This is a genomic window from Pseudomonas sp. MF6747, from assembly GCF_963890955.1.
Lineage (GTDB): Bacteria > Pseudomonadota > Gammaproteobacteria > Pseudomonadales > Pseudomonadaceae > Aquipseudomonas.
In genome coordinates, this window is sequence record NZ_CAWPSZ010000012.1 from 179,215 (window position 1) to 202,484 (window position 23,270).

The 23,270-nt window shown below is 59.3% G+C and carries 25 protein-coding genes and 1 tRNA gene; 12 read left to right on the forward strand and 14 right to left on the reverse strand.

Annotation, left to right across the window (positions count from 1 at the left end):
• Nucleotides 1-39 precede the first annotated feature (39 nt).
• From AACW30_RS13505 to AACW30_RS13540, 8 genes are all read left to right on the forward strand, one after another.
• Complete coding sequence (locus AACW30_RS13505; protein WP_200622824.1) at nucleotides 40-924, forward strand: LysR family transcriptional regulator; 885 nt, start codon at nucleotides 40-42, stop codon at nucleotides 922-924.
• Between the two features lie 54 nt (nucleotides 925-978).
• On the forward strand, nucleotides 979-1,557 hold the full coding sequence (locus AACW30_RS13510) for a DUF4337 domain-containing protein (RefSeq protein ID WP_119742060.1): 579 nt from the start codon (nucleotides 979-981) through the stop codon (nucleotides 1,555-1,557).
• 206 nt (nucleotides 1,558-1,763) lie between these two features.
• Nucleotides 1,764-2,423: a M24 family metallopeptidase gene (locus AACW30_RS13515; RefSeq protein WP_106576266.1), complete on the forward strand. Its 660-nt coding sequence runs from the start codon at nucleotides 1,764-1,766 to the stop codon at nucleotides 2,421-2,423.
• A gap of 9 nt (nucleotides 2,424-2,432) precedes the next feature.
• Nucleotides 2,433-2,786, forward strand: a complete 354-nt coding sequence (locus AACW30_RS13520) for a gamma-glutamylcyclotransferase family protein (protein ID WP_106576264.1) — start codon at nucleotides 2,433-2,435, stop codon at nucleotides 2,784-2,786.
• Nucleotides 2,787-2,886: 100 nt separating this feature from the next.
• Nucleotides 2,887-3,222 (forward strand): hypothetical protein, encoded by a 336-nt coding sequence (locus AACW30_RS13525; RefSeq protein ID WP_106576263.1) that lies wholly within the window; start codon nucleotides 2,887-2,889, stop codon nucleotides 3,220-3,222.
• Between the two features lie 68 nt (nucleotides 3,223-3,290).
• Nucleotides 3,291-4,331: an EamA family transporter gene (locus AACW30_RS13530; protein WP_200622825.1), complete on the forward strand. Its 1,041-nt coding sequence runs from the start codon at nucleotides 3,291-3,293 to the stop codon at nucleotides 4,329-4,331.
• 222 nt (nucleotides 4,332-4,553) lie between these two features.
• The gene (locus AACW30_RS13535; RefSeq protein WP_200622826.1) at nucleotides 4,554-4,823 is read left to right on the forward strand and encodes a short-chain dehydrogenase; all 270 of its coding nucleotides are present in this window, start codon (nucleotides 4,554-4,556) and stop codon (nucleotides 4,821-4,823) included.
• Nucleotides 4,824-5,015: 192 nt separating this feature from the next.
• Nucleotides 5,016-5,390, forward strand: coding sequence for a c-type cytochrome (locus AACW30_RS13540; RefSeq protein ID WP_177410066.1), 375 nt, complete (start codon nucleotides 5,016-5,018; stop codon nucleotides 5,388-5,390).
• Nucleotides 5,391-5,645: 255 nt separating this feature from the next.
• On the opposite strand, the gene AACW30_RS13545 is transcribed toward AACW30_RS13540, so the two are convergent.
• Nucleotides 5,646-6,014, reverse strand: coding sequence for a hypothetical protein (locus AACW30_RS13545; RefSeq protein ID WP_200622827.1), 369 nt, complete (start codon nucleotides 6,012-6,014; stop codon nucleotides 5,646-5,648).
• A 299-nt stretch (nucleotides 6,015-6,313) separates the two neighbouring features.
• A tRNA-Ser gene (locus AACW30_RS13550) sits at nucleotides 6,314-6,403 on the reverse strand.
• Nucleotides 6,404-6,739: 336 nt separating this feature from the next.
• On the opposite strand from AACW30_RS13550, the gene AACW30_RS13555 reads away from it, so the two are divergent.
• The 3 genes from AACW30_RS13555 (at nucleotide 6,740) to AACW30_RS13565 (ending at nucleotide 9,496) form a co-directional block, all read left to right on the forward strand.
• Nucleotides 6,740-7,432, forward strand: a complete 693-nt coding sequence (locus tag AACW30_RS13555) for a crotonase/enoyl-CoA hydratase family protein (RefSeq protein ID WP_119742052.1) — start codon at nucleotides 6,740-6,742, stop codon at nucleotides 7,430-7,432.
• 215 nt (nucleotides 7,433-7,647) lie between these two features.
• A complete protein-coding gene (locus AACW30_RS13560; RefSeq protein WP_200622828.1) occupies nucleotides 7,648-8,388 on the forward strand; it encodes a 1-acylglycerol-3-phosphate O-acyltransferase in 741 nt (246 codons plus the stop codon).
• A gap of 136 nt (nucleotides 8,389-8,524) precedes the next feature.
• Complete coding sequence (locus tag AACW30_RS13565; protein WP_200622830.1) at nucleotides 8,525-9,496, forward strand: magnesium and cobalt transport protein CorA; 972 nt, start codon at nucleotides 8,525-8,527, stop codon at nucleotides 9,494-9,496.
• 38 nt (nucleotides 9,497-9,534) lie between these two features.
• Here the strand turns inward: AACW30_RS13565 and AACW30_RS13570 are convergent, their stop codons facing one another.
• The 3 genes from AACW30_RS13570 to AACW30_RS13580 all read right to left on the reverse strand — a co-directional run bounded on the left by AACW30_RS13570 (nucleotide 9,535) and on the right by AACW30_RS13580 (nucleotide 13,847).
• Nucleotides 9,535-10,263: an amidotransferase gene (locus AACW30_RS13570; protein ID WP_124418271.1), complete on the reverse strand. Its 729-nt coding sequence runs from the start codon at nucleotides 10,261-10,263 to the stop codon at nucleotides 9,535-9,537.
• 214 nt (nucleotides 10,264-10,477) lie between these two features.
• Nucleotides 10,478-12,625, reverse strand: a complete 2,148-nt coding sequence (locus AACW30_RS13575; RefSeq protein WP_200622832.1) for a 3-hydroxyacyl-CoA dehydrogenase NAD-binding domain-containing protein — start codon at nucleotides 12,623-12,625, stop codon at nucleotides 10,478-10,480.
• A gap of 16 nt (nucleotides 12,626-12,641) precedes the next feature.
• Complete coding sequence (locus AACW30_RS13580) at nucleotides 12,642-13,847, reverse strand: acetyl-CoA C-acetyltransferase (protein WP_200622833.1); 1,206 nt, start codon at nucleotides 13,845-13,847, stop codon at nucleotides 12,642-12,644.
• A 647-nt stretch (nucleotides 13,848-14,494) separates the two neighbouring features.
• On the opposite strand from AACW30_RS13580, the gene AACW30_RS13585 reads away from it, so the two are divergent.
• The gene (locus tag AACW30_RS13585) at nucleotides 14,495-15,301 is read left to right on the forward strand and encodes a c-type cytochrome (RefSeq protein WP_106576705.1); all 807 of its coding nucleotides are present in this window, start codon (nucleotides 14,495-14,497) and stop codon (nucleotides 15,299-15,301) included.
• 146 nt (nucleotides 15,302-15,447) lie between these two features.
• Here the strand turns inward: AACW30_RS13585 and AACW30_RS13590 are convergent, their stop codons facing one another.
• The 9 genes from AACW30_RS13590 to AACW30_RS13630 all read right to left on the reverse strand — a co-directional run bounded on the left by AACW30_RS13590 (nucleotide 15,448) and on the right by AACW30_RS13630 (nucleotide 23,106).
• The gene (locus AACW30_RS13590) at nucleotides 15,448-16,251 is read right to left on the reverse strand and encodes a transglutaminase family protein (RefSeq protein ID WP_200622834.1); all 804 of its coding nucleotides are present in this window, start codon (nucleotides 16,249-16,251) and stop codon (nucleotides 15,448-15,450) included.
• A complete protein-coding gene (locus AACW30_RS13595) occupies nucleotides 16,248-17,198 on the reverse strand; it encodes an alpha-E domain-containing protein (RefSeq protein WP_106576198.1) in 951 nt (316 codons plus the stop codon). Before AACW30_RS13595 ends, AACW30_RS13590 begins: the two co-directional genes overlap by 4 nt.
• A gap of 4 nt (nucleotides 17,199-17,202) precedes the next feature.
• The gene (locus tag AACW30_RS13600) at nucleotides 17,203-18,612 is read right to left on the reverse strand and encodes a circularly permuted type 2 ATP-grasp protein (protein WP_124418274.1); all 1,410 of its coding nucleotides are present in this window, start codon (nucleotides 18,610-18,612) and stop codon (nucleotides 17,203-17,205) included.
• A gap of 484 nt (nucleotides 18,613-19,096) precedes the next feature.
• Complete coding sequence (locus AACW30_RS13605) at nucleotides 19,097-19,438, reverse strand: ribonuclease E inhibitor RraB (RefSeq protein ID WP_003193463.1); 342 nt, start codon at nucleotides 19,436-19,438, stop codon at nucleotides 19,097-19,099.
• A gap of 213 nt (nucleotides 19,439-19,651) precedes the next feature.
• Nucleotides 19,652-19,888, reverse strand: coding sequence for a hypothetical protein (locus AACW30_RS13610; protein ID WP_106576196.1), 237 nt, complete (start codon nucleotides 19,886-19,888; stop codon nucleotides 19,652-19,654).
• A gap of 103 nt (nucleotides 19,889-19,991) precedes the next feature.
• The gene (locus tag AACW30_RS13615; RefSeq protein ID WP_106576195.1) at nucleotides 19,992-20,597 is read right to left on the reverse strand and encodes an START domain-containing protein; all 606 of its coding nucleotides are present in this window, start codon (nucleotides 20,595-20,597) and stop codon (nucleotides 19,992-19,994) included.
• Nucleotides 20,598-20,638: 41 nt separating this feature from the next.
• Nucleotides 20,639-20,893, reverse strand: a complete 255-nt coding sequence (locus tag AACW30_RS13620) for a YkgJ family cysteine cluster protein (protein WP_083357231.1) — start codon at nucleotides 20,891-20,893, stop codon at nucleotides 20,639-20,641.
• Nucleotides 20,894-21,054: 161 nt separating this feature from the next.
• Nucleotides 21,055-21,549: a translation initiation factor 2 gene (locus tag AACW30_RS13625; protein WP_200622835.1), complete on the reverse strand. Its 495-nt coding sequence runs from the start codon at nucleotides 21,547-21,549 to the stop codon at nucleotides 21,055-21,057.
• A gap of 117 nt (nucleotides 21,550-21,666) precedes the next feature.
• On the reverse strand, nucleotides 21,667-23,106 hold the full coding sequence (locus AACW30_RS13630) for an aminotransferase-like domain-containing protein (RefSeq protein ID WP_179676874.1): 1,440 nt from the start codon (nucleotides 23,104-23,106) through the stop codon (nucleotides 21,667-21,669).
• Between the last annotated feature and the right edge of the window lie 164 nt (nucleotides 23,107-23,270).

Below are 23,270 nucleotides of genomic sequence, written 5' to 3' on the forward strand. Positions count from 1 at the left end.
TAAATTGCCGAAGAGCATCCAGCCGCTATACATTTATGCATGGCCGCAAATATTGGTTGGGAGCTTTACCGATCGTTCCTTGGTGTACTCAAGGAAGGTTCGTTGTCGGGGGCCGCACGGCAGCTTGGCATCACACAGCCCACGGTCGGTCGGCACATTGCCGCGCTTGAAACGGCGCTGGGCGTGGTGCTTTTTACCCGTTCACCGACGGGGCTGTTGCCAACTGCGGTGGCGCGCACCTTGCGCGCCCATGCTGAAACCATGGAGCGCACCGCCGCCGCCCTGGAACGCGCGGCGTCTTCTCAAGGCGATGAAGTGCGCGGGGTGGTGCGGGTCTCGGCCAGTGAAGTGATCGGCGTGGAAGTGCTGCCGCCGATCATCACCGCGCTGCGCCGCCAGCACCCGCACCTGCGGGTTGAACTGATCCTGACCAACCGCCTGATCGACCTGCTGCAACTGGAAGCCGACATCGCCGTGCGCATGGTCCGCCCCAGCCAGGAGCAATTGCTGGCGCGGCGTGTCGGCTTGATCGAAGTAGGCCTGCACGCCCGCGATGATTACCTGCAAGCACACGGCATCCCTCTGCAAATGCAGGACTTGGTCAGCCATTCCGTGATCGGTTTCGACCAGGAGAACGCGTTTATCCGCAGCCTGGCCATCAAGGGCTTTGAACGCAGCGCCTTCGCCATCAGCAGCGACAGTGACCTGGCGCAACTGGCGCTGATCCGCGCGGGTGCCGGTATCGGCGGCTGCCAGGTGCAACTGGCCAAGCAGAACCCACGCCTGCACCGGGTGCTGCCTGAAGGTTTCGCGTTCAAGATGGACACCTGGGTGACCATGCACGAAGATCTGCGCAACAGCCCGCGCTGCCGGGTGACCTTTGATGCGCTGGTCGCAGGTTTGCAGCATTACGTACAGGCTTGAGACAGCTTGTTTGGTAAAGAATCAGTCTCCCTCATTCCGTTCGTAGACGCCCCCATGTCCGAAGCCTTCGAAGTCCCCAGCCCTCACGAAAAACACATCGAACACACCACCGAACATGCGCACGGGCGCGGTGACAATTTTGCCAGCCGCATCGCCGTGATGACCGCGCTGATGGCCACCCTCGGCGCCATGCTCAGCTACCAGGCCGGCTCCACCGAAAGCGAAGCGGCGATGGACAAGAACAACGCCGCCATCATCAAGACCGAAGCCGCCAACCAGTGGAACTACTACCAGGCCAAATCCAGCCGGCAGAACCTGGCCGAACTGGCCACGCATATTCCCGGCGTGGACGCTGCGCATTACAAGGATGAGATCGAGCGTTACAAGAGCCAGAAGGAAGACGTGCGCAAACAGGCCGAAAAGCTTGAGGCGACCTCCAAGGAATGGGATCAGAAATCCGAAGAGGCGCTGCACCAGCATCACCGTTGGGCGCAGGCGATGACGGCGATTCAGATCGCGATTTCGTTGGCGGCGATTACGTTGCTGACGCGCAAGGAGTGGCTCAAACGCATGTCCTATACCGCTGGCGGGGTCGCCGTGGTGCTGGGTGGCCTGGCGTGGTTGCACCTCTGACAGACTGATCACAGTCAAAAATGTGGGAGCTGGCTTGCCTGCGATGGCGGTGGGTCAAGCAGCATTAATGTTGCTGTGCCACCGCTGTCGCAGGCAAGCCAGCTCCCACATTGGCTCTGCGGTGTTTTCGGAGTTGGGTTCAGCCATCACATCGCTATATAGTAAAACGCATAACGCCTGATGCTGTTCAATGCGAGGGGAAACCGGTGACTGCACAACCCAAAGAAGCCGTGGGCGCCGCCTACAGTATCGACTCCATGCGCTACGCCCAGGCCATGACGTGGCAAGCCATCGACCACCTCGCCCAACGCATTCGCCCCGGCATGCTTGAATCCCAAGCGCGTGAGCTGGGCAAACAGGTGCTCGCCGAGCTCGACATGCAACGCATCTGGCATCCGCTGCTGGTACGGTTTGGCGCCAATACCCTCAAGGCTTTCAACCAGCGCTCGGACGGCGACCCGGTGCTGGGTGAAAACGATATCTTCTTTATCGACATGGGCGCCGTCTGGCAAGGCCACGAAGGTGACGCCGGCGCTACCTTCACCACCGGCAACGACCCTGAAATGATCGCCTGCGCAAGCGCCGCCAAAGTACTGTTCGACCGCGTACAATCGCGCTGGAAAAATGACCAGGTCGTAGGCCTTGAGCTGTACCGCTACGCAGAAGAACACGCCAAGGCCATGGGCTGGCAACTGAACCTGGACATCAAGGGCCACCGCGTCAGCGACTTTCCTCACGCGATCCACCGTGGCGGCGACCTGGGGGATTTCGAGCACTGCCCTAACGCCGGGCTGTGGATCCTGGAAATTCAGATTGCCCACCCGAGCAAGCCCTACGGCGCTTTTTACGAAGACCTACTCGCTTAAGGAATACCCATGGAACACTCCACCCAATTCCCCGTGCTGTTGTTTTCCTACGGCACCTTGCAAGACAAGGCCGTGCAACTGGCCAACTTTGGCCGGGAACTGGTCGGCCAGCACGACGCGATGCTCGGCTATTCGCAAAGCTGGGTCGAAATCACCGACCCCGAAGTGCTGGCCACCAGCGGCAAGACGCACCACCCGATTGTCGCGCCGACCGAAGAACAGGCTGCCAGCGTTGAAGGCATGGTGTTTCAGATCAACGAGCAGGAACTGGCGGCAGCCGATGCCTACGAGGTGTCGGACTACAAGCGTGTGTCAGTGGCATTGGCTTCGGGCCTGACAGCGTGGGTCTACGTGCAAGCCTGAGATGAGATTGCGGGCAATTGATTTCAATCTGCCACTGTGCAGATTAAAGTGGCGCCCCCTCGAGAATTGAATCTCGAGGGTCAGTCCATGGAGTTACACAGTGAAGTACGTCAGTAAAGTGGTTGCAGCAGCTGTTCTCGGTTTTACCCTCGCAGGCTGCACCGGCACCGCCATCAAATCCCCGCAGTACGACAGCAGCCAATACACCGTTTTGGGCCACAGTGAAGCCAGCGCTACCGGCATCATGTTGTTCGGCGTCATCCCGATCGGCCAGAACAGCCGCTTCGTGCGCGCCCAGACTGCGGCCATCAAGGCCAAAGGCGGCGACGCGCTGATCAACACCCAAGTGCAGGAAAACTGGTTCTGGGCCTGGGTGCTGAGCGGTTACACCACCAAAATCTCCGGTGATGTGATCAAGCTGAAAACCGCGCAATAAGCAGGAAGTTGTCAGGGCCTTGAGCCCGACAAGCGACGTATCATGGGCCAGACCTTCGAGGACGGCCCATGAACCTCAGTATCTTTTACGCACTCGCCGCTGCCGCGCTCTTCGGCGCCAGCACCCCGCTCGCCAAAACCCTCGGCCTGGGCCTCTCGCCCATACTGCTCGCCGGCCTGCTCTACCTCGGCAGCGGCGTCGGCCTCGCAGGCGTGCGCCTGATCCGTGATCATGGCTGGAAACCCACCGGGCTCACCCCGGCGGAATGGCCGTGGCTGATCGGCGCCATCGCGTTCGGCGGTATCCTCGGGCCGGTGGCACTGATGTTCGGCCTGAACCGCACCGCCGGCACGACCGCCTTGCTGATGCTCAACCTTGAATCGGTGTTGACCGCCTTCATCGCCTGGCGGGTGTTCAGAGAAAACGCCGACCGGCGCATTGTGTTCGGGATGATCGCCATTGTGCTGGGCGGCGTGGTGCTGTCCTGGTCCGACGCCGGCGGCGCCAGCCACGATTGGCTCGGGCCGGTGGCCGTGGCAGTCGCCTGTTTGTGCTGGGGCATCGATAACAACCTGACGCGCAAGGTGTCTGCGGCGGACGCATTGTTCATCGCCGGCGCCAAAGGTTTGATTGCCGGGGCGGTGAACTGCAGCCTCGCGCTGTACCTCGGGGCGCAGATGCCGGGTGTGGCGCAGCTGGCGCCGATCTTGCTGGTGGGGTTTCTCGGGTACGGCATCAGCCTGGTCATGTTTGTCCTGGCCTTGCGCGGGCTGGGCAGTGCGCGCACCGGGGCGTACTTCTCGACGGCGCCGTTCCTTGGGGCGGCGGTGGCCTTGCTGGCGTTCGGGGAGTCGGTGACGGTGGCGTTCTGGATTGCGTCGGCGCTGATGGCCGTGGGCGTGTGGTTGCACCTGACAGAGCGGCATGCGCACGACCATCTGCATGACGCGACGGAACACGGGCATCGGCACGTGCATGATGAGCATCATCAGCATGAGCATGGGTTCGAGTGGGACCCGGCGCAGCCGCATAGTCACGTGCATGTTCACAGCGTGATAAAGCATAACCATGCGCACTTTCCGGATGTGCATCATCGGCATCGGCATTGAGGCACCGATTTGAGCAACGTCCTACAGCCCATTCGGAAGCAGCTCGCTCCTGTTTTTCAAAGACCAACCTTATAGTCGCTCGGTCGCTGTGTGAGCGGCCGGGTTTGGCGACTCGACTACAAGACGGAATGCAAACAACGCTATGCCAGGCAACGGCCGTTTTTGGCCGTAGCGGGTGAAAAAGCGTCGTGGTTATTTATCTTTGTCTTAATGGAGTCACTCATGAACCAATACATGGCCCTTACCAGCAACGACAGCGCCACACCGGCACTTTTTGTCGATACCACTGCACCGCTGGAAGTACTCCTCGACGCCGCGAGTTATCGGCTGCAGGCCGTCACCCAAGTGCTTGAGAACCTTGCACTACGTAGTGAGATAAGTAGTGATGCAGTGGTGCTCAGCGATTTTGCGTTGCTCTGCTCAATTCCGCTGCGCGACGGGTGCGACTTGCTGGATGTCATTGCGCGGCGGATAGACATGCCGCGCGCATGATCTAAGAACGCTACGCTTTCAAACTCCACGACCCCCAGGTCTCTGCAGAAACCTGGGGGTTTTGTTTGTCTCGTATTTGACGCCATGTCCCTCGCTTTAGAATTCAAGGGCTCGCCTATACACTGAGCTGCAATGGCACCTGCGGGATTCCCCTCGATTCAGCCCTGACTCAACCAACAAGACCTTATAAAAATGAAAATAGTGTTCATCGCTACGCTGGGAATGTTATCGCTCATCCAAACACCCCTCTCCTTCGCGGAAAATACCAATGGGAAAAACCTGTTCTTACAGCGATGCGCCATGTGCCACGGAGCTGATATCAAGGGAACAGGACCATTAGCGCATAAGAGCAATCCGCCTACGCCTGATTTGACAACACCTGCTTTCAAGAAACGACTGAGTGATTATCCGGGCGTTATTGTATCGTCGGTAATACTTCGGCCGAATGGAGACTTGATTCCGAGAACGTTGCGGGACAATGGTGTGAAGGTGCCGCCCCATGCCTGGACGGTTAATGATTTTCGCGATTTGAATCAATATATGAGTGGCGCTATTTTAAAAAAATGATGTTTTTTTAAACAGCAATCCAAGTATCAATTACTTTGTCATTTGCCAAGTAGATGGGGATAACCCTCGCAAAACAAGCGCTCTCACCGAGCGAGCGTGTGAGGGCCTGTATTAAATAAGCGGCCTTATTCGAATTCAGCGTTCAGCCACTATAAAGTTCTTTTATCGCCTTGCTGATAACGGCCTGCCGTTTACAAATCGAAGCGGCGCATGGCCAAGGTCTACTGCCGTCAATTGCAGTTTGTCAGAAGCGTTCTAACTTCGATCTATCTCAAGCGCCAGCGCCCAGCGCTTAAAGGGTGCTATGCCCGCCAAACCCAGCACATCAAAAAACACCCATTTGCGAGTTCGTACCGAAAATGCCTGAACGGCTTGCCCCGGGGTAAGGCTCTGAGCATTGCTGATCGATATGAGCGCACCAGACATGCGTCCTACATAAGGCGAATTTGCGGGGTCAAGCAGACCGACTTGCAACGTCCCGCAAGCATCCGGAAGGACTAGAGATAATGTTTCACCCGTTTCCAGGCGCCCTACGACCTTACCGTCAAACAAGATTGCCAGCGCAATAGCTTGACCATAAGCGCTATCAAACAGGCCTTTCTTGCGATGAATTGTGATATCCATGCGCTGTCCTGAGAGTGCTCGATGCACAAAGTGTAGTTGTAGGTTTACGACGCACCGGGGGCAAGGGCACTGAGGACTGAACGCCGCTGATTTGTAATAGGTGAATAGCCGCTTGGGTAGGATTAGTCACACATAGACAAAGTCGTCAGCGGCAGATGGATCGGCCCTGGCAATTCAGTTATTGGCTGTACTTATGTACCCATCTAGCACACCCGTCCCATGGAGATAATTTCCAGACACCAGAAACCACAAACCCCCGACTTTCTCTAGGAAAATCAGGGGTCTGTGTTTACTTAATGTGGCGGTGAAGGAGAGATTCGAACTCTCGATACAATTTCTTGTATACACACTTTCCAGGCGTGCTCCTTAAGCCACTCGGACACTTCACCGTATCTCGTCAAACCAGTTCAGTCTGCCGAGGCGCGCTAATGTAGTCGAAAGCCTTTCTGATGGCAAAGGTTTTTTTCAGAATTTTCATGCGCTTAGACGGTTATGCCGTTACCCACCCAGCGAGGGACGGTGAATCTGCCATTCTCGGGCATCGGCGGTACGCGTTTGGTGGGGCTGCTGCGCCCTGCTCCGGGCCGTCTACCCTTGGGGATGCGGGAAAAGTCTGACTGGGTAGTCAGTCACGGCGCTTTACCGGGGCGGGCGTGGTGGGTAACGTCTGCGCATGCGCTTCTATAAACAGCCTATCTATAACAAATCCTACAAGGAACCGCGTCATGAGTGAGTTGATTGCCTACCACCTCGAAGACGGTATCGCGACCCTGACCTTGAGCAACGGCAAGGTGAATGCCATTTCTCCGGCGGTGGTCAGTGAGTTTAATGCGGCACTGGATCAGGCCGAGAAGGATCGCGCGGTGGTGATCATCACCGGCACGCCGGGGATTCTGTCGGGCGGTTATGATTTGAAGGTGATGACGGCCGGACCTAAAGAGGCCATCAGCCTGGTGACGTCGGGCTCGACGTTGGCGCGTCGCCTGCTGTCGCACCCGTTCCCGGTGATTGTGGCGTGCCCTGGGCACGCGGTGGCCAAAGGTGCATTCCTGCTGTTGTCGGCCGATTACCGCATTGGTGTGGAAGGCCCGTTCAGCATTGGCCTGAATGAAGTGGCGATCGGCATGACCATGCACCACGCCGGTATCGAGTTGGCGCGGGATCGTCTGCGCAAGTCGGCGTTTCACCGGTCGGTCATCAATGCCGAAATGTTTGACCCGCAAGGTGCCTTGGGAGCCGGCTTCCTGGATAAAGTGGTTGCGCCAGAAGAGTTGCACGCGGCGGCCCTGGAAGCGGCGCGTCAATTGAAGAAGATCAACATGAACGCCCATAAGCACACCAAGTTGAAGGTGCGCAAGGCACTGCTGGAAGCCTTGGATGACGCGATCATTCAGGATCAGGGCCATAACCTGATCTGATGCCTCACCCATGTTGTGCCAAAGCCCGACCTTGAGTCGGGCTTTTTCTTACAAAAAAAAAGCGGACACTTCTTAAACCGCTCTAGCTGGGCGTTGCCGGCACACGTTGAAACATGTGCTTAAACATCGCCTATCTCCTACGTCTGTAGGGGCAATTGCCGAATACAGTGCACATCCGTACACTGCGCCACCTTTTGTCCCGATGGGCCGTGTCGATGCTTCTCCTGTTACGTATGTTGTTGATGGGCCTGCACTTTATGGTCGCCGGTGTGCTGGGCGTACTGCTGGGCATCTGTCGGCCGTTCAACCCGGATAACAGTCGCTTGTGCGCTCGCCTGTATGGGTTGCCTGCGATGTGGATATTGCGACTGAACGTGAGGGCGGACGTTGACTCGCTGCGTAATAAGCCCGGCACGTGCGTGATCATCGCCAACCATCAGTCCAACTACGACCTGTTTGTGCTGGGCACTGTGGTGCCGCATCGCACGGTGTGCATTGCCAAAAAAAGCCTGAAATGGGTGCCGCTGTTCGGCCAGTTGTTCTGGTTGGCAGGCAATGTGCTGATCGACCGGGGCAACGCGCACAAGGCGCGGCGCGCGATGCTCACCACGACGCGCACTTTGCAGCATGAAGACACATCGATCTGGGTGTTCCCGGAAGGTACACGCAACTTGGGCAAAGGGCTGCTGCCGTTCAAGAAAGGCGCGTTTCATATGGCGATTGCGGCGGGTGTGCCCATCGTGCAGGTGTGTGTCAGCAACTACGTCACGCACATGCAGCTTAATCGCTGGGACAGCGGTGATGTGCTCATTCGCTCGCTGCCGCCGATTCCTACCGTAGGACTGACTTCGGATGACATCCCGGCGTTGATGCAGGCGTGTCAGAAGCAGATGGATGCGTGTATTGCACAGATGGACCGTGAACTGCGGACCGTTTGGGCACCCGCGCCTTTGTGATTTTTTGCGGGCGCTTTGCACCTGCGCACAAGCAAGCGTGCTCGCCACAAAAAGCGTGTCTGCATGAGCAACAAGGGAACGCCATTCACGCTAAGCTGCCCAACACCTGTCCTCCCAATAAGAAGCGATCAGCACCATGGGTAGAGTTGTTGCGGCGGCCGTCTACAGCGCCGGAAAGAAAGTCACTGATATCACCCTCGATGAAGGCGCAGCCTGGGCCGCCAAGCCCGATCACTTTGTGTGGATCGGCCTGGAAGAGCCCAGCGCTCAAGAGCTGGCCAACCTGCAACGCCAGTTCAATCTGCACGAACTGGCCATCGAAGACGCCCTCGAAAAACACAGCCGCCCCAAGCTTGAAACCTTCGGTGATGCGCTGTTTATCGTCACCTACTCACCGGTGCGCGAGAACGGCAAGCTGGAGTTTATCGAAACCCATATTTTTGCCGGCAACGGCTACATCATCACCGCCCGCAACGGCCACTCGGCGTCCTACGGCTTTGTGCGCCAGCGCTGTGAGGCGCGGCCGCTGTTGCTGGAGCACGGGGAAGATTTCGTACTCTATGCGCTGCTGGATTTCGTCACCGAGAATTACCAGCCGGTGAGCGAAGCGATCCACGCCGAAATTGATGAGCTGGAGCGCAATGTGCTGTGCAGCTCGCTGAGCGAGCGTGATATCCAGAACCTCCACGGCCTGCGCCGCGACGTGCTGCGGCTTAAACGCTACGTGGCGCCGATGGTGGAGATCAGTCAGGAACTGCAAAAGCTGAGCTTCCCGTTTATCGACAAGAACATGCGCCCGTATTTTCGTGACGTGCAGATCCACGTGACACGGCAGATGGAAGACCTCACCACCTTGCGCGATATCGCCAGCCAGACGATTGAGATTGGTGTATTGCTCGAAGCGTCGCGCCAGAGCGTGGTGCAGCGCAAGTTCGCTGCGTGGGCGGCGATCCTGGCGTTCCCCACCGCGGTGGCGGGGATTTATGGGATGAACTTCCAGAACATGCCCGAGCTGCAATGGCATTACGGCTACTTTGCGGTGCTCGGGTTTATTGCAGTGGGCTGCACCAGTTTGTGGTCCAGCTTCAAGCGGTCGGGCTGGTTGTAAATCAACGCCGGACAGCCGGCCCCCGCCTCAAGCGTGATTCAGGCCACGTCGGCTTCTGGCTTGTGCGCCACAAACCGCATCATCCATTCCGCCACGGTTGCGCCGTGGTGGTCACGCGCCAGACTGGCCACGCCGTTGGTGTAGATCTTTTCGCCCAACGTTGTCTGAAGAATTTCCAGCAGCTCGCGGGAATAATCGTGGATGAATTCCGGGTGGCCCTGGAAACACAGCACCTGGTCTTCAATGTGGTAAGCGGCGTACGGGCAGAAATCGCTGGAGGCAATCACGGTAGCGTTTTCCGGCAGGCTGGTGACCTGATCCTGATGGCTGATCAACAAGGTCAGCTCTTCCACCACCGGGCTCATCCACGGCGCCTTGGCATTGAGCTTGTAGTCGTGGATGCCCATGCCCCAGCCCTTGCTGGCGCGCTCGGTCTTGCCGCCCAACAGCAGCGCGAGCAATTGGTGGCCGAAGCACACGCCCAGCAACTTGTCGCCGCGTTCATAGCGTTCAAGCAGGTAGGTTTTGAGGGTCTGGATCCACGGGTCGGTGCCAAAGGAATCGGCCTTGCTGCCGGTGATCAGGTAGGCGTCAAACGCCTCGTCATCCGGCGGGTATTCACCCTGAACCACGTTGTACACCACAAACTCGGCAGCAATCGGCTGCTGGGAGAACAGGCGCTTGAACATCTGCCCGTACCCTTGGTATTGATCGATCAAGCCTGGACGCAGGATATCGGTTTCCAGGATACAGACGCGTAGCGACATAAAAAATACCTGACACGGTGATGGGAATAATGCACACCCCAGAGCCTGCCTTGAAACACCCCTGCAAAGCAAGTCTCGCCAAGTGCCTCAATGTGGGAGCGGGCTTGCCTGCGCTGGCGTTATATCGGCCGAAATCTGCATTGGCTGACACACTGCTATCGCGGGCAGCCGGCTCCCACCTTGGTTTTCCATGATTCAGGATAGGGCGTTTCGGTCAGGCGAAAATGTCTCCCTGCGCTGCTTTTTCCAGCAGCAGAGCCGGGGGCGAGAAGCGCTCCCCATACTGCTCGGCCAGGTAGCGCGCCCGGGCGATAAAGTCGTTCAGGCCGTACTGGTTGATAAACTGCAGCGCGCCGCCGCTCCACGCGGCAAAGCCAATGCCGAAGATTGAGCCGACGTTGGCGTCAGCCGTCGACCTCAACACGCCCTCCTCCACACAACGCACGGTTTCGATGGCCTGGATAAACAGCAAACGGTCGCGCACATCCTGTGGCGAAATTTGGTTGTCGGGCTGTTCAAAGCGCGCTTTCAGCTCCGGCCACAGGTGTTTCTGCGCCCCTTGGGGGTAGTCGTAAAAACCACCGCCCGCCGCCTTGCCCGCGCGTTTGTACTCATTCACCAACAGGTCGATCACCTGGGTCGCGGGATGCGTCGGCGGCGCCTTGCCTTCAGCCTGTAGATCTTTCGCGGTTTGCTGGCGGATGTGGCTCATCAAGCTCAGCGACACCTCATCCGACACCGCCAACGGCCCCACCGGCATGCCGGCCTTGCGCGCTTCGGTTTCGATCATCGGCGCAGCCACGCCTTCGCCGAGCATGGCAATGCCTTCGTTGGTGAAGGTGCCGAACACCCGCGAGGTGAAAAAACCACGACTGTCGTTGACCACGATCGGAGTTTTCTTGATTTGCAGGACGAAATCAAAACCTCGGGCCAGGGTTTCGTCGCGGGTGTGGGCGCCCTTGATGATTTCCACCAGCGGCATCTTGTCGACCGGACTGAAAAAATGCAGACCAATGAATTTGCCTTGATCGGGCACGGCGTTGGCCAGGCCGCTGATGGGCAAGGTCGAGGTGTTGGAGGCGATGACCGCATCGCTGCCGACCACACGTTGCGCGGCGGCCGAGACCTTGGCCTTGAGTTCACGGTCTTCGAACACCGCTTCGATGATCAGGTCGCAGCCGGCCAGGTCGGCGTCGTCTTGCGTAGGATGGATCCGCGCAAGGGTGATGTCGCGCTGTTCGGCGGTCAGTTGCCCACGGCTGATCTTCTTGTCCAGCAGCGCAGCCGAATGCGCCTTGCCCTTTTCGGCCGCGGCCAGGCTAATGTCCTTGAGCACCACTTCGATGCCCGCACTGGCGCTGACATAGGCGATGCCCGCGCCCATCATCCCCGCGCCCAGTACGCCGACTTTGCGCGTGACGTACGGCGCAAAACCTTGTGGCCGTGAGCTGCCGGCGTTGATTTCATTAAGCTGGAACCACAAGGTACCGATCATGTTTTTCGCCACCTGGCCGGTGACGAGTTCGGTGAAGTAGCGCGTTTCGATCAGGTGCGCCGTGTCGAAATCCACTTGGGCGCCCTCCACGGCGGCGCAGAGGATTTTCTCCGGGGCCGGGAAGCAGCCATGGGTTTTGCTGCGCAAAATCGACGGTGCAATCGCCAGCATTTGCGCCACTTTCGGGTTCGACGGCGTGCCGCCCGGGATCTGATAAGCCTTGTTGTCCCACGGTTGTCTGGCCTCGGGATTGGCCAGAATCCAGGCGCGGGATTTGGCCAGCAACTCATCGCGATCCCTCGCCAGCGCATTGATCAACCCGGCCTGCAGCGCCTGCTGCGGCCGCACCTTCTTGCCTTCCAGCAAATACGGCAGGGCCTTTTCCAACCCCAGCATGCGCACCATGCGCACTACCCCGCCGCCGCCCGGCAGCAAGCCCAAGGTGACTTCCGGCAAGCCAAGTTGTGTCGCGTTGTCGTCCAGCGCAACACGGTAATGGCACGCCAGGCAAATCTCCCAGCCGCCGCCCAACGCCGCACCGTTGATGGCGGCCACCACTGGCCTGCCGAGGGTTTCCAGGCGGCGCAGTTGGGCCTTCAACACCACCACGCCGTCGTAAAATTCCTTGGCGTGGGCCTTGTCGACTTTGATCAATTCATTGAGGTCACCGCCGGCAAAAAAGGTTTTCTTCGCCGAGGTGATTACCACCCCGGCGATGCCGTCCTTTTCTGCTTCCAGGCGCGCGACTGTGGCCGCCATGGCCTCGCGGTACACGCCGTTCATGGTGTTGGCGCTCTGGCCGGGCATGTCGAGGGTCAGCACCACGATCTGGTCCTGGCCTTTTTCGTAACGAATGGCGTCGGTCATGACAGGTTCCTTGGGCTCAGAGGCGTTCGAGGATGGTGGCGATGCCCATGCCACCGCCGACACACAGGGTGGCCAGGCCGTAGCGCTGCTGGCGCACTTCCAGTTCGTCGAGCAGGGTGCCGAGGATCGCGCAGCCCGTGGCGCCGAGCGGGTGGCCCATGGCAATGGAGCCGCCGTTGACGTTGACCCGCGCAGCGTCGATGCCCATGTCTTTGATGAACTTGAGGACGACCGAGGCAAAGGCCTCGTTGACTTCGAACAGGTCGATGTCTTCCACGCGCAAACCGGCCTTGGCCAGGGCTTTGCGCGTGGCCGGGGCCGGGCCGGTGAGCATGATGGTCGGGTCGGTGCTGGTGACCGCCGTGGCGACGATGCGCGCCCGCGGTTGCAAGCCCAGTTCGCGGCCTTTGGCCTCGGAGCCGATCAACATCAGCGCGGCACCGTCGACGATGCCGGAACTGTTACCTGGCGTGTGCACGTGATGGATGCGCTCCACATGGCTGTAGACGCGCAAGGCGGTGGCATCGAAGCCCATCTGGCCCATCATCTCGAAGCTCGGCTTGAGCTTGCCGAGGCCTTCAAGGCTGGAGTCGCCGCGAATGAACTCGTCGTGGTCCAGCAGCACGATGCCGTTTTGGTCCTGCACCGCGATCAGCGACTTGTTGAAAGAACCGTCCGCACGCGCCCTGGCCGCTTTCTGCTGGGAATGTAGGGCGAAGGCGTCGACGTCCTGGCGGGTGAAGCCTTCCAGGGTCGCGATCAAGTCCGCGCCGATGCCTTGAGGTGTGAAGTGACTGTGCATGTTCGTCTGCGGATCGAGCACCCAGGCGCCGCCATCGCTGCCCATGGGCACGCGCGACATGGATTCGACGCCGCCGACCACTACCAGGTCCTCAAAGCCGGAACGCACTTTCATCGCGCCCAGGTTCACCGCTTCAAGGCCCGAAGCACAGAAACGGTTGATTTGTACGCCAGCGACGCTGATGTCCCAGTCCGCCACCAGTGCGGCGGTCTTGGCGATGTCGGCGCCCTGATCGCCCACCGGGCTAACGCAACCGAGCACGATGTCGTCCACCTGGCGTGTGTCGAGGTCGCTGCGCTGTGCCAGCGCGGTGAGCAGACCCGCCACCAGGTTTACCGGCTTGACGCTATGCAGGGCGCCGTCGGCCTTGCCTTTGCCCCGGGGCGTGCGTATCGCATCAAAGATCAAAGCTTGGGTCATGACATCCTCGAACGCAGTGCGTGTGTGCCCCTACCTTAGGCCCGATTGACACGGTTTCAATGACGGATGCGCTCATTGCTTTTGACCCTCACGCTCGGACGAACGGTAGGGCGCTATGGGAAAGCGCGGGTTAATCGTTTTAGCGGTCTAGCCAAGGCATTGGCGCCAAGATGGCGATATGCCTCATGCCTTTTTAAGTAGAAATGCTGATTAGCTGATATTAAATGGATCTAAGCCACGCAGAACGAGGGCTCTAAGGTTCAATCAGTAAGAAGTTGCTGCCGGGTTTTGCTGGAGCAGCTGTAAGAAAAGCGACACGTCACGTTGCGATACTGAAATTGACCGGCACGCATTTGACGCTCAGGAATAACAACAAAAGGCAGTCAGCCATGTTCAAACATTCGAAAGTACGTCAGGCGGGACTTATTCTGTTCGCCACCACACTGATTCTGATCTTGCCCAATTTAACCAAGGTTATTGGGTGACGACTCGATCCTCACATTCCGTGCACACATTGCATCAGGACTGCAGCGTTTGGCAGCACCTGCCGGGACATTGCGTATAGCGGTCCTGTTGCAGGGGCTGTCTTTTTGCGTGCCGATTTCCGGTATCGTGGGCGCTATCGCCACTTCAAACCGGGCTCACACTTGAAACTGATCCTCGCCTTTCTCACCGCGCTGTTGGCCCTTCCCGCTGCGGCTGCCCAGTTGACCATCGACTTGGACCACGCCAGCAGAACCTGGCAGACCGAAGATCTGCTCAAGCACCCGGATGCGCAGACGGTGCATATCGTCGATGACGTTTCCTACAAGCGCGAGATGACTTATCGCGCGGTGCCGCTGGCGGCTCTGTTGCCCGGCCTCTCGCCGGAAAATCATCTGCAAGCCGTCGCCCTCGACGGGTTCGCCGCCGAGCTGACGGCGGCGCCATTGCTGCAAAAACACGGTGCCCGTGCCTGGCTGGCGGTCGAAGACCCGGCTCATCCGTGGCCCGCGCTGGCCGAAGGCAAGCCGAGTGCCGGGCCGTTCTATCTGGTGTGGACCGACCCGCAAGCCGGCAACATCAGCCCTGAGCAGTGGCCTTTCCAGATCTCCGGGATCAAGCAATTGAAGACGGTGGCCGAGCGTTTCCCGGCGTTGTTGCCTGACCCGAAACTCGCCGCGAATGACCCGATCAACCAGGGGTTTGCGGTGTTCCAGAAAAACTGCCTGGCCTGTCACCGCCTCAACGGCGCCGGCGATGCGCAGGTGGGGCCGGACCTGAATATTCCCTACAACCCTACGGAATATTTCAGCGGGGATTTCCTCAAGCGTTATATCCGTGACCCGCAGAGCCTGCGGCATTGGCCCCAGGCGAAGATGCCAGCGTTCGCGGCCAGTGTGTTGCCGGACGGTGAGCTGGATTTGCTGGTGGGGTATTTGAAGCACATGGCGGGGCGTAAGCAGCAGCCTTGAGCCTGGCACAGACTCTGAAAACACCACCGTTCACTGTGGGAGCTGGCTGGCCTGCGATGGCGGTCGGTCAGTTAACCCATTTACAGCTGACCCGCCGCTTACGCAGGCAAGCCAGCGCCCACCTTTAATCTGCTTCGTTCTGAAGATTACTGCTGCTGTACCAGAATCACTGGCGTCGGCGCCACGAACACCTTGGCGTGCATTTGCTCATGCCCGCCGCCTCGGCGCATGCCGCGTACCGGGCAGGCATCCAGGTAATCCAGGCCCACCGCCAACTTTAAATGTCGCTCGGGCCGCGCCAATTGGTTGGTCACATCAAAGCTGTACCACGCGTCATCCAGCCAGGCTTCGGCCCAGGCGTGGCTGGCCAGGTGCGTGCTGTCTTCGGTGTACAAATACCCCGACACATATCGCGCTGGAATGCCCAGGCTGCGCGCGCAGGCCAGGAATGCATGGGTGTGGTCCTGGCACACGCCTGCGCGCCCCGCAAACGCCGTGGCGGCGCAGGTGTCGACTTCAGTGGCGCCGGGCGTGTAGACCATTGACTGGTTGAGCGCATGCATCAGGTCAATCAACGCAGAGCGGTCGCGGCGTTGACGGCAATGCTGGTCGGCAAAACCGCGCAACGCGTCGTCCGGCTCGGTCAGTCGCGTGCTGCGTAGAAACGGAAACGCCGACTGGCTTTCGTGCTCAGCCTCGCGCAATTCATCGATGTCCACTTGGCCACGCGCGCCGATGATGATGGCGTCGTGGGGCTCATCAAGGGTCAGCACATGCAGGATGTTGCCAAACGGGTCGACCTGCGCGCGCACCGGGCGCGGCAGATCGAGCTGCCAACTGAGCACGTGCTGGCGTTCGCTGTCGTGGGGCGTGAGGCGCAGGTACTGGATGCTGGCGCGCACCATGTCTTCGTAGTGGTAGGTGGTTTCGTGGCTGATGGAAAGTCTCATGCCGCCTCCAGGTAGGAACTGTAGATGGCGTCGCCCAACTGGCGGACCAAAGGGATGAAGTCGGTCAGCCAGGCATGCAGGCCTTCCTCGAGAATTTCGTCGATGGCAGTAAAGCGCAGGCGCGCGTCCATCTCGGCGGCCAGGCGCTGGGCCGGGCGGCCATTGAGGCCGGGCAGGCTGGCAAGGATCTGGTCGATTTCCTCGCTGCAGGCACGCAGCGAGCGTGGGACATCGGCGCGCAACAACAGCAATTCGGCCACCTGCCGGGCGCCGGGGGCGTCACGGTAGATTTCGGTGTAAGCCTCAAACGATGACAGCGCGCGCAGCAAGGCACTCCACTGATAGTAGGCATGAGCCGTGCCGTCGCTGACCGCAGCGGCTTGGTCGCCGGCCATTTCGTAGCGCGCATCCAGCAGGCGCAGGGTGTTGTCGGCACGCTCGATGAAGGTGCCCAGCCGAATAAAGCGAAACGCGTCATTACGCATGATGGTGCCGTAGGTGGCGCCACGGAACAGGTGCGACCGCTCCTTGACCCACTCACAGAACCGGCTCATGCCGTAGCGGCTCAGCCCTTGCTGGGCGATATCACGAATATCCAGCCAAGTGGCGTTGATGTTTTCCCACATGTCGGCGGTAATTCGCCCACGCACTGCATGGGCGCTGGCGCGCGCGGCGCCGAGGCAACTGTAGATGCTCGCCGGGTTGGCCGCGTCCAACGCAAAGAAGTGCAGCAGGCGCTCGGCATGCAGTTCGCCGTGGCGCTCGTGGTAATCCTCCAAGGTGCCGGTGATCAGCAACGGCATGGCCAATTCGTGCAGGCCATCACCGCGCCCGTCCTGAGGCATCAGCGACAGCGAATAGCTGACATCAAGCATGCGCGCGAGGTTTTCCGCGCGTTCCAGGTAACGCGACATCCAGTACAAATCCGAGGCAGTTCTACTCAACATGGCATCAGTCCTCGACCACCCAGGTGTCTTTGGTGCCGCCGCCCTGGGACGAATTGACCACCAGCGAGCCTTCGCGCAGGGCCACGCGGGTCAAGCCGCCGGGCACCACGCGGGTTTCCTTGCCGGACAACACGAACGGCCGCAGGTCGATATGGCGCGGCGCGATGCCGTTTTCGACAAAAGTCGGACACGTGGATAAACACAGCGTCGGCTGCGCGATATAGGCGTGGGGCTTGGCTTTGATGCGGGCGCGGAAGGCTTCGATTTCCGCTTTTGTCGACGCCGGGCCCACCAGCATGCCGTAGCCGCCGGAACCTTGGGTTTCCTTGACGACCAGGTCCGGAAGGTTGGCCAGCACGTGGGACAATTCGTCGGGCTTACGGCATTGAAACGTAGGCACGTTCTTCAGAATCGGCTCTTCATCCAGGTAAAAACGGATCATCTCGGTGACGAAGGGATACACCGACTTGTCATCCGCCACCCCGGTGCCAATCGCATTGGCCAACACCACATTGCCCGAGCGATACGCCGCGAGCAGGCCGGGCACGCCGAGCATGGAGTCCGGGTTGAAGGCCAGTGGGTCGAGAAAGGCATCATCGAGGCGACGGTAGATCACATCCACGGCCTTGGGGCCGTCTGTGGTGCGCATGAATACGCGGTCATCGCGCACGAACAAGTCGGCGCCTTCCACCAGTTCCACACCCATTTCCCGCGCCAGAAAGGCGTGCTCGAAAAACGCGCTGTTAAAGCGCCCCGGGGTCAGCACCACCACGCTGGGGTTATCCAGGGGGCTCGAGCTTTTCAGCGTGTCGAGCAACAGGTTGGGGTAATGGTCGATGGGCGCGATGCGCTGGGCGGCGAACAACTCGGGGAACAGGCGCATCATCATTTTGCGGTCTTCGAGCATGTAACTGACGCCGCTCGGTGTGCGCAGGTTGTCTTCCAATACGTAGTAAGTGCCGTCGCCATCGCGTACGAGGTCGACACCGGAGATGTGGGAATACAGACCGCGGTGCAGGTCAAGGCCCTGCATGGCCAACTGATACTGCTCGTTGGCCAGCACCTGTTCGGCGGGGATGATTCCGGCTTTGATGATGCGTTGCTCGTGGTAGAGGTCGGCGAGAAACAGGTTCAGCGCCTTGACCCGTTGAATGCAGCCGCGCTCGACAATCCGCCACTCACTCGCCGGAATGCTGCGCGGGATGGTGTCGAAAGGAATCAGGCGCTCGGTGCCCTGCTCGTCCCCGTAAAGGGTGAAGGTGATCCCGGCGCGGTGGAACAGCAAATCGGCTTCACGCCGGCGCTGGGCCAGCAGTTCGGCGGGGGTTTCAGCTAACCAGCGAGCGAACTCGCGGTAATGGGGCCGGACCTGCCCTGCCCCGTCGTACATTTCATCGTAATAAGTGCGGATCATGCCGTACTCCTTGTCACCCGGGCGCGAGAACCGTCGCAAGACCCGTGCCAGCGGCATAAACACTTAGAAATCAGTGAGTTGAATAACCTACGGGTTTCGCGCGCACCGTCCTGGTGCGTAGAACGCCCGCTGTCCTGTACCACGCTTCATCGCAATGCGGGCTTTGACTATCAACAGCATAGTCAGAGTTGATTTCACTGCCCGGTCACGCTTGCGGATAATCCCCACACCGGCTGACCAGGATGTTTCCTGAGATGTCAGCGAACCGCTCTTCCCTTTAGGCCACCCTGTTTGGGTGGTTTTTTTTGCGCGGTAGAAAGCCAAGAGCCCGGCTTGCCGGCGATCGCGACGTTAAAAGACGCTATCAGCAGCAGGCCGGGCTCGTAGTGGGTGGCTATATTGAGGATGCGGTTGTGAGGCGTGCACAAACAAAATCGGCCGACCCAAGGGTCAGCCGATACGCGGTGTTGCTCATCAAATGCCGCTACATGGGTAACCCACGCACCTCCTGCTTGACGCCCCATCCCTCGATGATCCCGCCCAAAGGCTCGACCACCGCTTCAAAGTCTTGCTCGAAGTCTCCTATGCCGTCGTAGGTGGCGAACATGATTTTGCTCAGTTCCAGGTACCAGGCGCCATCATCGCGCGCGCTGACCTGGGCATTCAGGGATTCCCCACGAAATCGACCCGCAGCCCTGCGCGCCCGTTCCTCATCCGGGAAAATGGCGTAGAACTCGATGGGGTGAAACCGTGAGAAGTCGAAACCGCCTTCTTTCATGCGGCGCAGTACGTTGGTGCTGATGTCTTCTTGATAGGCTGTGCTCATGAAACGTCCTCCTCAAACTGATGGATAGACTTTCCGTGCTTCCCGAAGACCGCGCCCTGCTGGCGCGGGTGCTACGGCATTAACGACACCGCGGGAAAACAAGCATGTAGCTGACAAGACCAGACCTTAGCGATTCATTCGCTGATCTCGATTGCAGAGTAGCGCGAAGCTATCACCTCCACCAGAGGCGCTTGAAGGGCATACAGGCAATGTTCAGGCGGCGGGCGAAATGTCGAGGATTTGAATACTGTTCTGGTCTTTCAGAATCTTGACCGTAGGCTCGGGTTTGCGCCCTTCCAAATCATTCAGGTCAAGTTCGGCGGCCACTGGCACCAGCTTGTTACGAATCATGTGTGCCGCGTCTTCGAGGCTGGGCTTCTGGTCGCAGCTGAACTGCTCGACGGACTGAACGCCGTGATCATCAACGAAGGTAATCTGCCACTTTTGCATCGGTGCCTCCTCGATAAAACCCGTGTGTGGGCTTACAACTATCTGGACCTTGAGGGCTCGGCAAACGTTCCACTCAAGTCAGGAGGCACCTGATTAATGACACTTATTTTTCAGCGTGTTCTTTCAAGGCTTTCAAGGTGTTGAACGGCGCGTCCACCACAAACTTGTTGGCCAGCCACGATGGCACGCTGCCGCCTGGTTCGGTGTGCACCTGGTAGGTCACTTCGGTCTGGTTGTCGCCTTTTGGCACAAGCTTCCAGTAGCCGTCTACCTGGGCAACGCGCACGTAACCTTTTACTTCCGGCTGGTAAGTCGGCACTTCCAGCAATTTGCGGGTCACGGTGCCATCGGCGGCCTTGGACGTGGTGATTTCGAGGATCGAATCGCGGTCGGTCACCGGGAACGGTGCCTTGAACTGGGTGTAGGTCCAGCTCTTGTCGCCTTCGGTCTTGAGCAGTTTTTGCGATTTGCATTCGTGGATCCAGGAGCAGGCGCCGGCCACGTCTTCCTGCAGGGCCTGGATCTTGGCGACAGGCGCCTTGATCAGCGTCACACCGCGGTAGGCCTTGTATTTGGAGCCGGCAATTTCGCTCAGGGACACCTTGATACCGTCCTCGTCCTTGGCGACCTGCCAGTCCTCAGCCTGCGCCGTGGCAGCGAACAACACCGTAAAACCGCACAACACAGCCACTCGTTTCAGCGAACCCATTGTTGTATTCCTTATTGTCGAAGTTCCGATAGTAAAGCCCATCAAGCCGCCGTCATCTGCTCCCACCAGCCGATCAACCGGATCGCATCGGCCTGGTCGTTGCCACAGACATCCAGATCTGCCTTGAAATCACTGCACACCGCTGGGCGTTCCGGTTGACCGAACAGCAGGCATAGCTGTTCGACCGACAGGTGCAGGCAGCGTTCGCCCGCGGGTTTGCCGTGAGGCATTCCCGGCAATGGCGAACTGATGGAGGGGGCAATGCAGCATGCGCCACAGCCTTCACGGCATTTCATGACCAACAGGTCCTCGACGACTCAATGTGGATGGCCGGGCTAGAGTACGCCCTTAAACAGCCGTTTTAAAATGGTCTAACAGGGGTTTTTCGCACAAAACAAAAGTGACTGACCAGTCTGCGACAGATGGTCGATGGGTGGCGTCACCTTTGCGCGGAAATTTATTGCTTGAATTCGAAATCCAGTGCCGCGCCTTCGATGTCGCGACGTTCGTCGTTACGCAACTGCAGCTTCATCTCGTTGCTGAGCAAGCGGCCGTTGATCTGGAACGCGCTGTTGTCGGGGGGGTTCTCGCCAAACATCGGCGGCAGCAAGGGCACGCTCTTGGGCTTGGGCAGGGTGCCAATGGGCTGCAAGTGCCTGACCATCTCATTAGGCAGTGTCAGGTCCAACTGTGCCGGTGGCAGTTTGGTCTGCGCCACCTCATGGGCTGACTTGGACTTGCTCGCGACGGGTGCGCGCTTTTTCACCGTGGCGGCTTTCTTTTTGGCCGCCGGGGCTTTTTTAGCAGGAGCCGGTTTTTTCGCGGGGGTGTCCTGCTCGGTACTGGCGGCGGGCTTGCTTTCAGACACCACAGGCGTTGCCGCCAGCACGGTGCCGACGTTACACAGGCTTAACAGGCCAACCACTACAGCAGCGCGAAAAATAGATGTCATATCGCCAACAGCATTAACGGCAGAGGGCCATATGCTCGCTTGTTGTGCGCGGCATGACAAGCCTGGTGATTAGCCAGCTATCGGTACTGTCCCCATTACACGCCTCAGCCACCGGCCTCAAAGCCCGGCCGCGGTTTCCTGGCACAGCTGGCTGGCGAGCATCCCCAAGGTCATCAGCGCCCGCTCTGCTTCGCGGTTCCACGGCGTGCCGCAGTTGAGGCGAATACAGTGGTTGAACTGTTCCGTATTACTGAAAATTACCCCCGGCGCAATGCTGATGCCCTGCTGCAGTGCGCGCACGTGCAGTTCCTGGGTATTGACCCGCCCCGGCAAACTGACCCACAGGATAAAGCCGCCGTTGGGGCGCGTCATTTGCGTGCCTTCCGGGAAATACTGCTGCACCGCCAGCTGAAACGCGCTGAGGTTCTTGCGGTACTCCTGGCGGATATAACGCAGGTGGCGGTCATACCCGCCGTTTTCCAAGTAGGCCGCAACGCCCATCTGGGTCACGCTGCAGGCCGAGTGGGTGCTGAACATCTGCAGCCGCTGGATTTCCTGCTGGTATTTGCCGGCAATCATCCAGCCGATGCGCACGCCGGGAGACAAGGTCTTGGAAAAGCTCGAGCAGTAGATCACCCGGTCGAGGCGGTCGTAGGCTTTCAGCGCCTTGGTGCGGCCCACTTCGAACATCAGTTCGCCGTAAATATCGTCCTCGACGATCTGGATATCGAAATCCGAGGCCAGGCGCAGCAACTGTTTCTGGCGTTCCTCAGGCATGGTCGCGCCCAAGGGATTGCTCAGGCGCGTGGTCAGCACCAGGGCCTTGATCGACCATTGGTTGGCCGCCAGTTGCAAGGCCTCAAGGCTCATGCCGGTGGACGGGTCGCTGGGGATCTCGATGACTTTGAGGCCCAACAGATCGGCCAATTGCAGCAAACCGTAATAGGTGGGCGATTCGGCGGCGATCAGGTCGCCCGGACGGGTCAGCACGCGCAACGACATCTGCAACGCATCGACACAACCGTGGGTGATCACCACTTCGGAGGGGTCCACCACCACGCCGGCGTCGCGCATGCGAATCGCCACTTGGCGGCGCAATGGCTCAAAGCCCGGGCTGAACATGTAACTGAATGCGCGCGGGCTTTGGAAGCGGGTGACTTTGGCCAATTGCTGGTGCAGCGCCCGCACAGGAAGGTAATCCACACTCGGCACGGCGGCGCCCAATGGGAACACACCTTCGCGGCGCGACTCGACCAAGACTTGCTGGATGATGCTGCTGCGGGTGACCAACCCCGGGCGCTCGACCCGCGCGATGTCCGGCGTGGGGGCCGTCAACGCAGGTGTCTGGTGCACGTAATAGCCCGACTGCGGCCGCGCCCGGATCAGCCCCTGGTCTTCCAGATTGGCATAGGCCTGTAACACCGTGGCGTGGCTGACGTTGAGCTGGGAGCTCATTTTGCGCACCGAGGGCACACGCTCACCGGGCTGATAGACGCCACGGCGGATGTCCTCAGCCAGTTGCTGGGCGATACGTTGGTAGAGCAACAGATTGGTCATGACGCAGCACTCGATTTCACGGGTATTTTATTTTTGTGTGAAACATACCGGCACAGTTTAGAAGTGTACGGGGACAGTTGCGAGAATAGTCGAGCGCGGGCGGCAGTGATAGAAAAAACTGTAAGGGGGTACCCCGAACAAAAATGTGGGAGCGGGCTTGCTCG

Coding starts and splice junctions, on each gene's coding strand:
- AACW30_RS13505 (WP_200622824.1), top strand. CDS start 40: ATGGCCGCAAATATTGGTTGGGAGCTTTACCGATCGTTCCTTGGTGTA.
- AACW30_RS13510 (WP_119742060.1), top strand. CDS start 979: ATGTCCGAAGCCTTCGAAGTCCCCAGCCCTCACGAAAAACACATCGAA.
- AACW30_RS13520 (WP_106576264.1), top strand. CDS start 2,433: ATGGAACACTCCACCCAATTCCCCGTGCTGTTGTTTTCCTACGGCACC.
- AACW30_RS13530 (WP_200622825.1), top strand. CDS start 3,291: ATGAACCTCAGTATCTTTTACGCACTCGCCGCTGCCGCGCTCTTCGGC.
- AACW30_RS13535 (WP_200622826.1), top strand. CDS start 4,554: ATGAACCAATACATGGCCCTTACCAGCAACGACAGCGCCACACCGGCA.
- AACW30_RS13540 (WP_177410066.1), top strand. CDS start 5,016: ATGAAAATAGTGTTCATCGCTACGCTGGGAATGTTATCGCTCATCCAA.
- AACW30_RS13545 (WP_200622827.1), bottom strand. CDS start 6,014: ATGGATATCACAATTCATCGCAAGAAAGGCCTGTTTGATAGCGCTTAT.
- AACW30_RS13555 (WP_119742052.1), top strand. CDS start 6,740: ATGAGTGAGTTGATTGCCTACCACCTCGAAGACGGTATCGCGACCCTG.
- AACW30_RS13560 (WP_200622828.1), top strand. CDS start 7,648: ATGCTTCTCCTGTTACGTATGTTGTTGATGGGCCTGCACTTTATGGTC.
- AACW30_RS13565 (WP_200622830.1), top strand. CDS start 8,525: ATGGGTAGAGTTGTTGCGGCGGCCGTCTACAGCGCCGGAAAGAAAGTC.
- AACW30_RS13570 (WP_124418271.1), bottom strand. CDS start 10,263: ATGTCGCTACGCGTCTGTATCCTGGAAACCGATATCCTGCGTCCAGGC.
- AACW30_RS13575 (WP_200622832.1), bottom strand. CDS start 12,625: ATGACCGACGCCATTCGTTACGAAAAAGGCCAGGACCAGATCGTGGTG.
- AACW30_RS13580 (WP_200622833.1), bottom strand. CDS start 13,847: ATGACCCAAGCTTTGATCTTTGATGCGATACGCACGCCCCGGGGCAAA.
- AACW30_RS13590 (WP_200622834.1), bottom strand. CDS start 16,251: ATGAGACTTTCCATCAGCCACGAAACCACCTACCACTACGAAGACATG.
- AACW30_RS13595 (WP_106576198.1), bottom strand. CDS start 17,198: ATGTTGAGTAGAACTGCCTCGGATTTGTACTGGATGTCGCGTTACCTG.
- AACW30_RS13600 (WP_124418274.1), bottom strand. CDS start 18,612: ATGATCCGCACTTATTACGATGAAATGTACGACGGGGCAGGGCAGGTC.
- AACW30_RS13605 (WP_003193463.1), bottom strand. CDS start 19,438: ATGAGCACAGCCTATCAAGAAGACATCAGCACCAACGTACTGCGCCGC.
- AACW30_RS13610 (WP_106576196.1), bottom strand. CDS start 19,888: ATGCAAAAGTGGCAGATTACCTTCGTTGATGATCACGGCGTTCAGTCC.
- AACW30_RS13615 (WP_106576195.1), bottom strand. CDS start 20,597: ATGGGTTCGCTGAAACGAGTGGCTGTGTTGTGCGGTTTTACGGTGTTG.
- AACW30_RS13620 (WP_083357231.1), bottom strand. CDS start 20,893: ATGAAATGCCGTGAAGGCTGTGGCGCATGCTGCATTGCCCCCTCCATC.
- AACW30_RS13625 (WP_200622835.1), bottom strand. CDS start 21,549: ATGACATCTATTTTTCGCGCTGCTGTAGTGGTTGGCCTGTTAAGCCTG.
- AACW30_RS13630 (WP_179676874.1), bottom strand. CDS start 23,106: ATGACCAATCTGTTGCTCTACCAACGTATCGCCCAGCAACTGGCTGAG.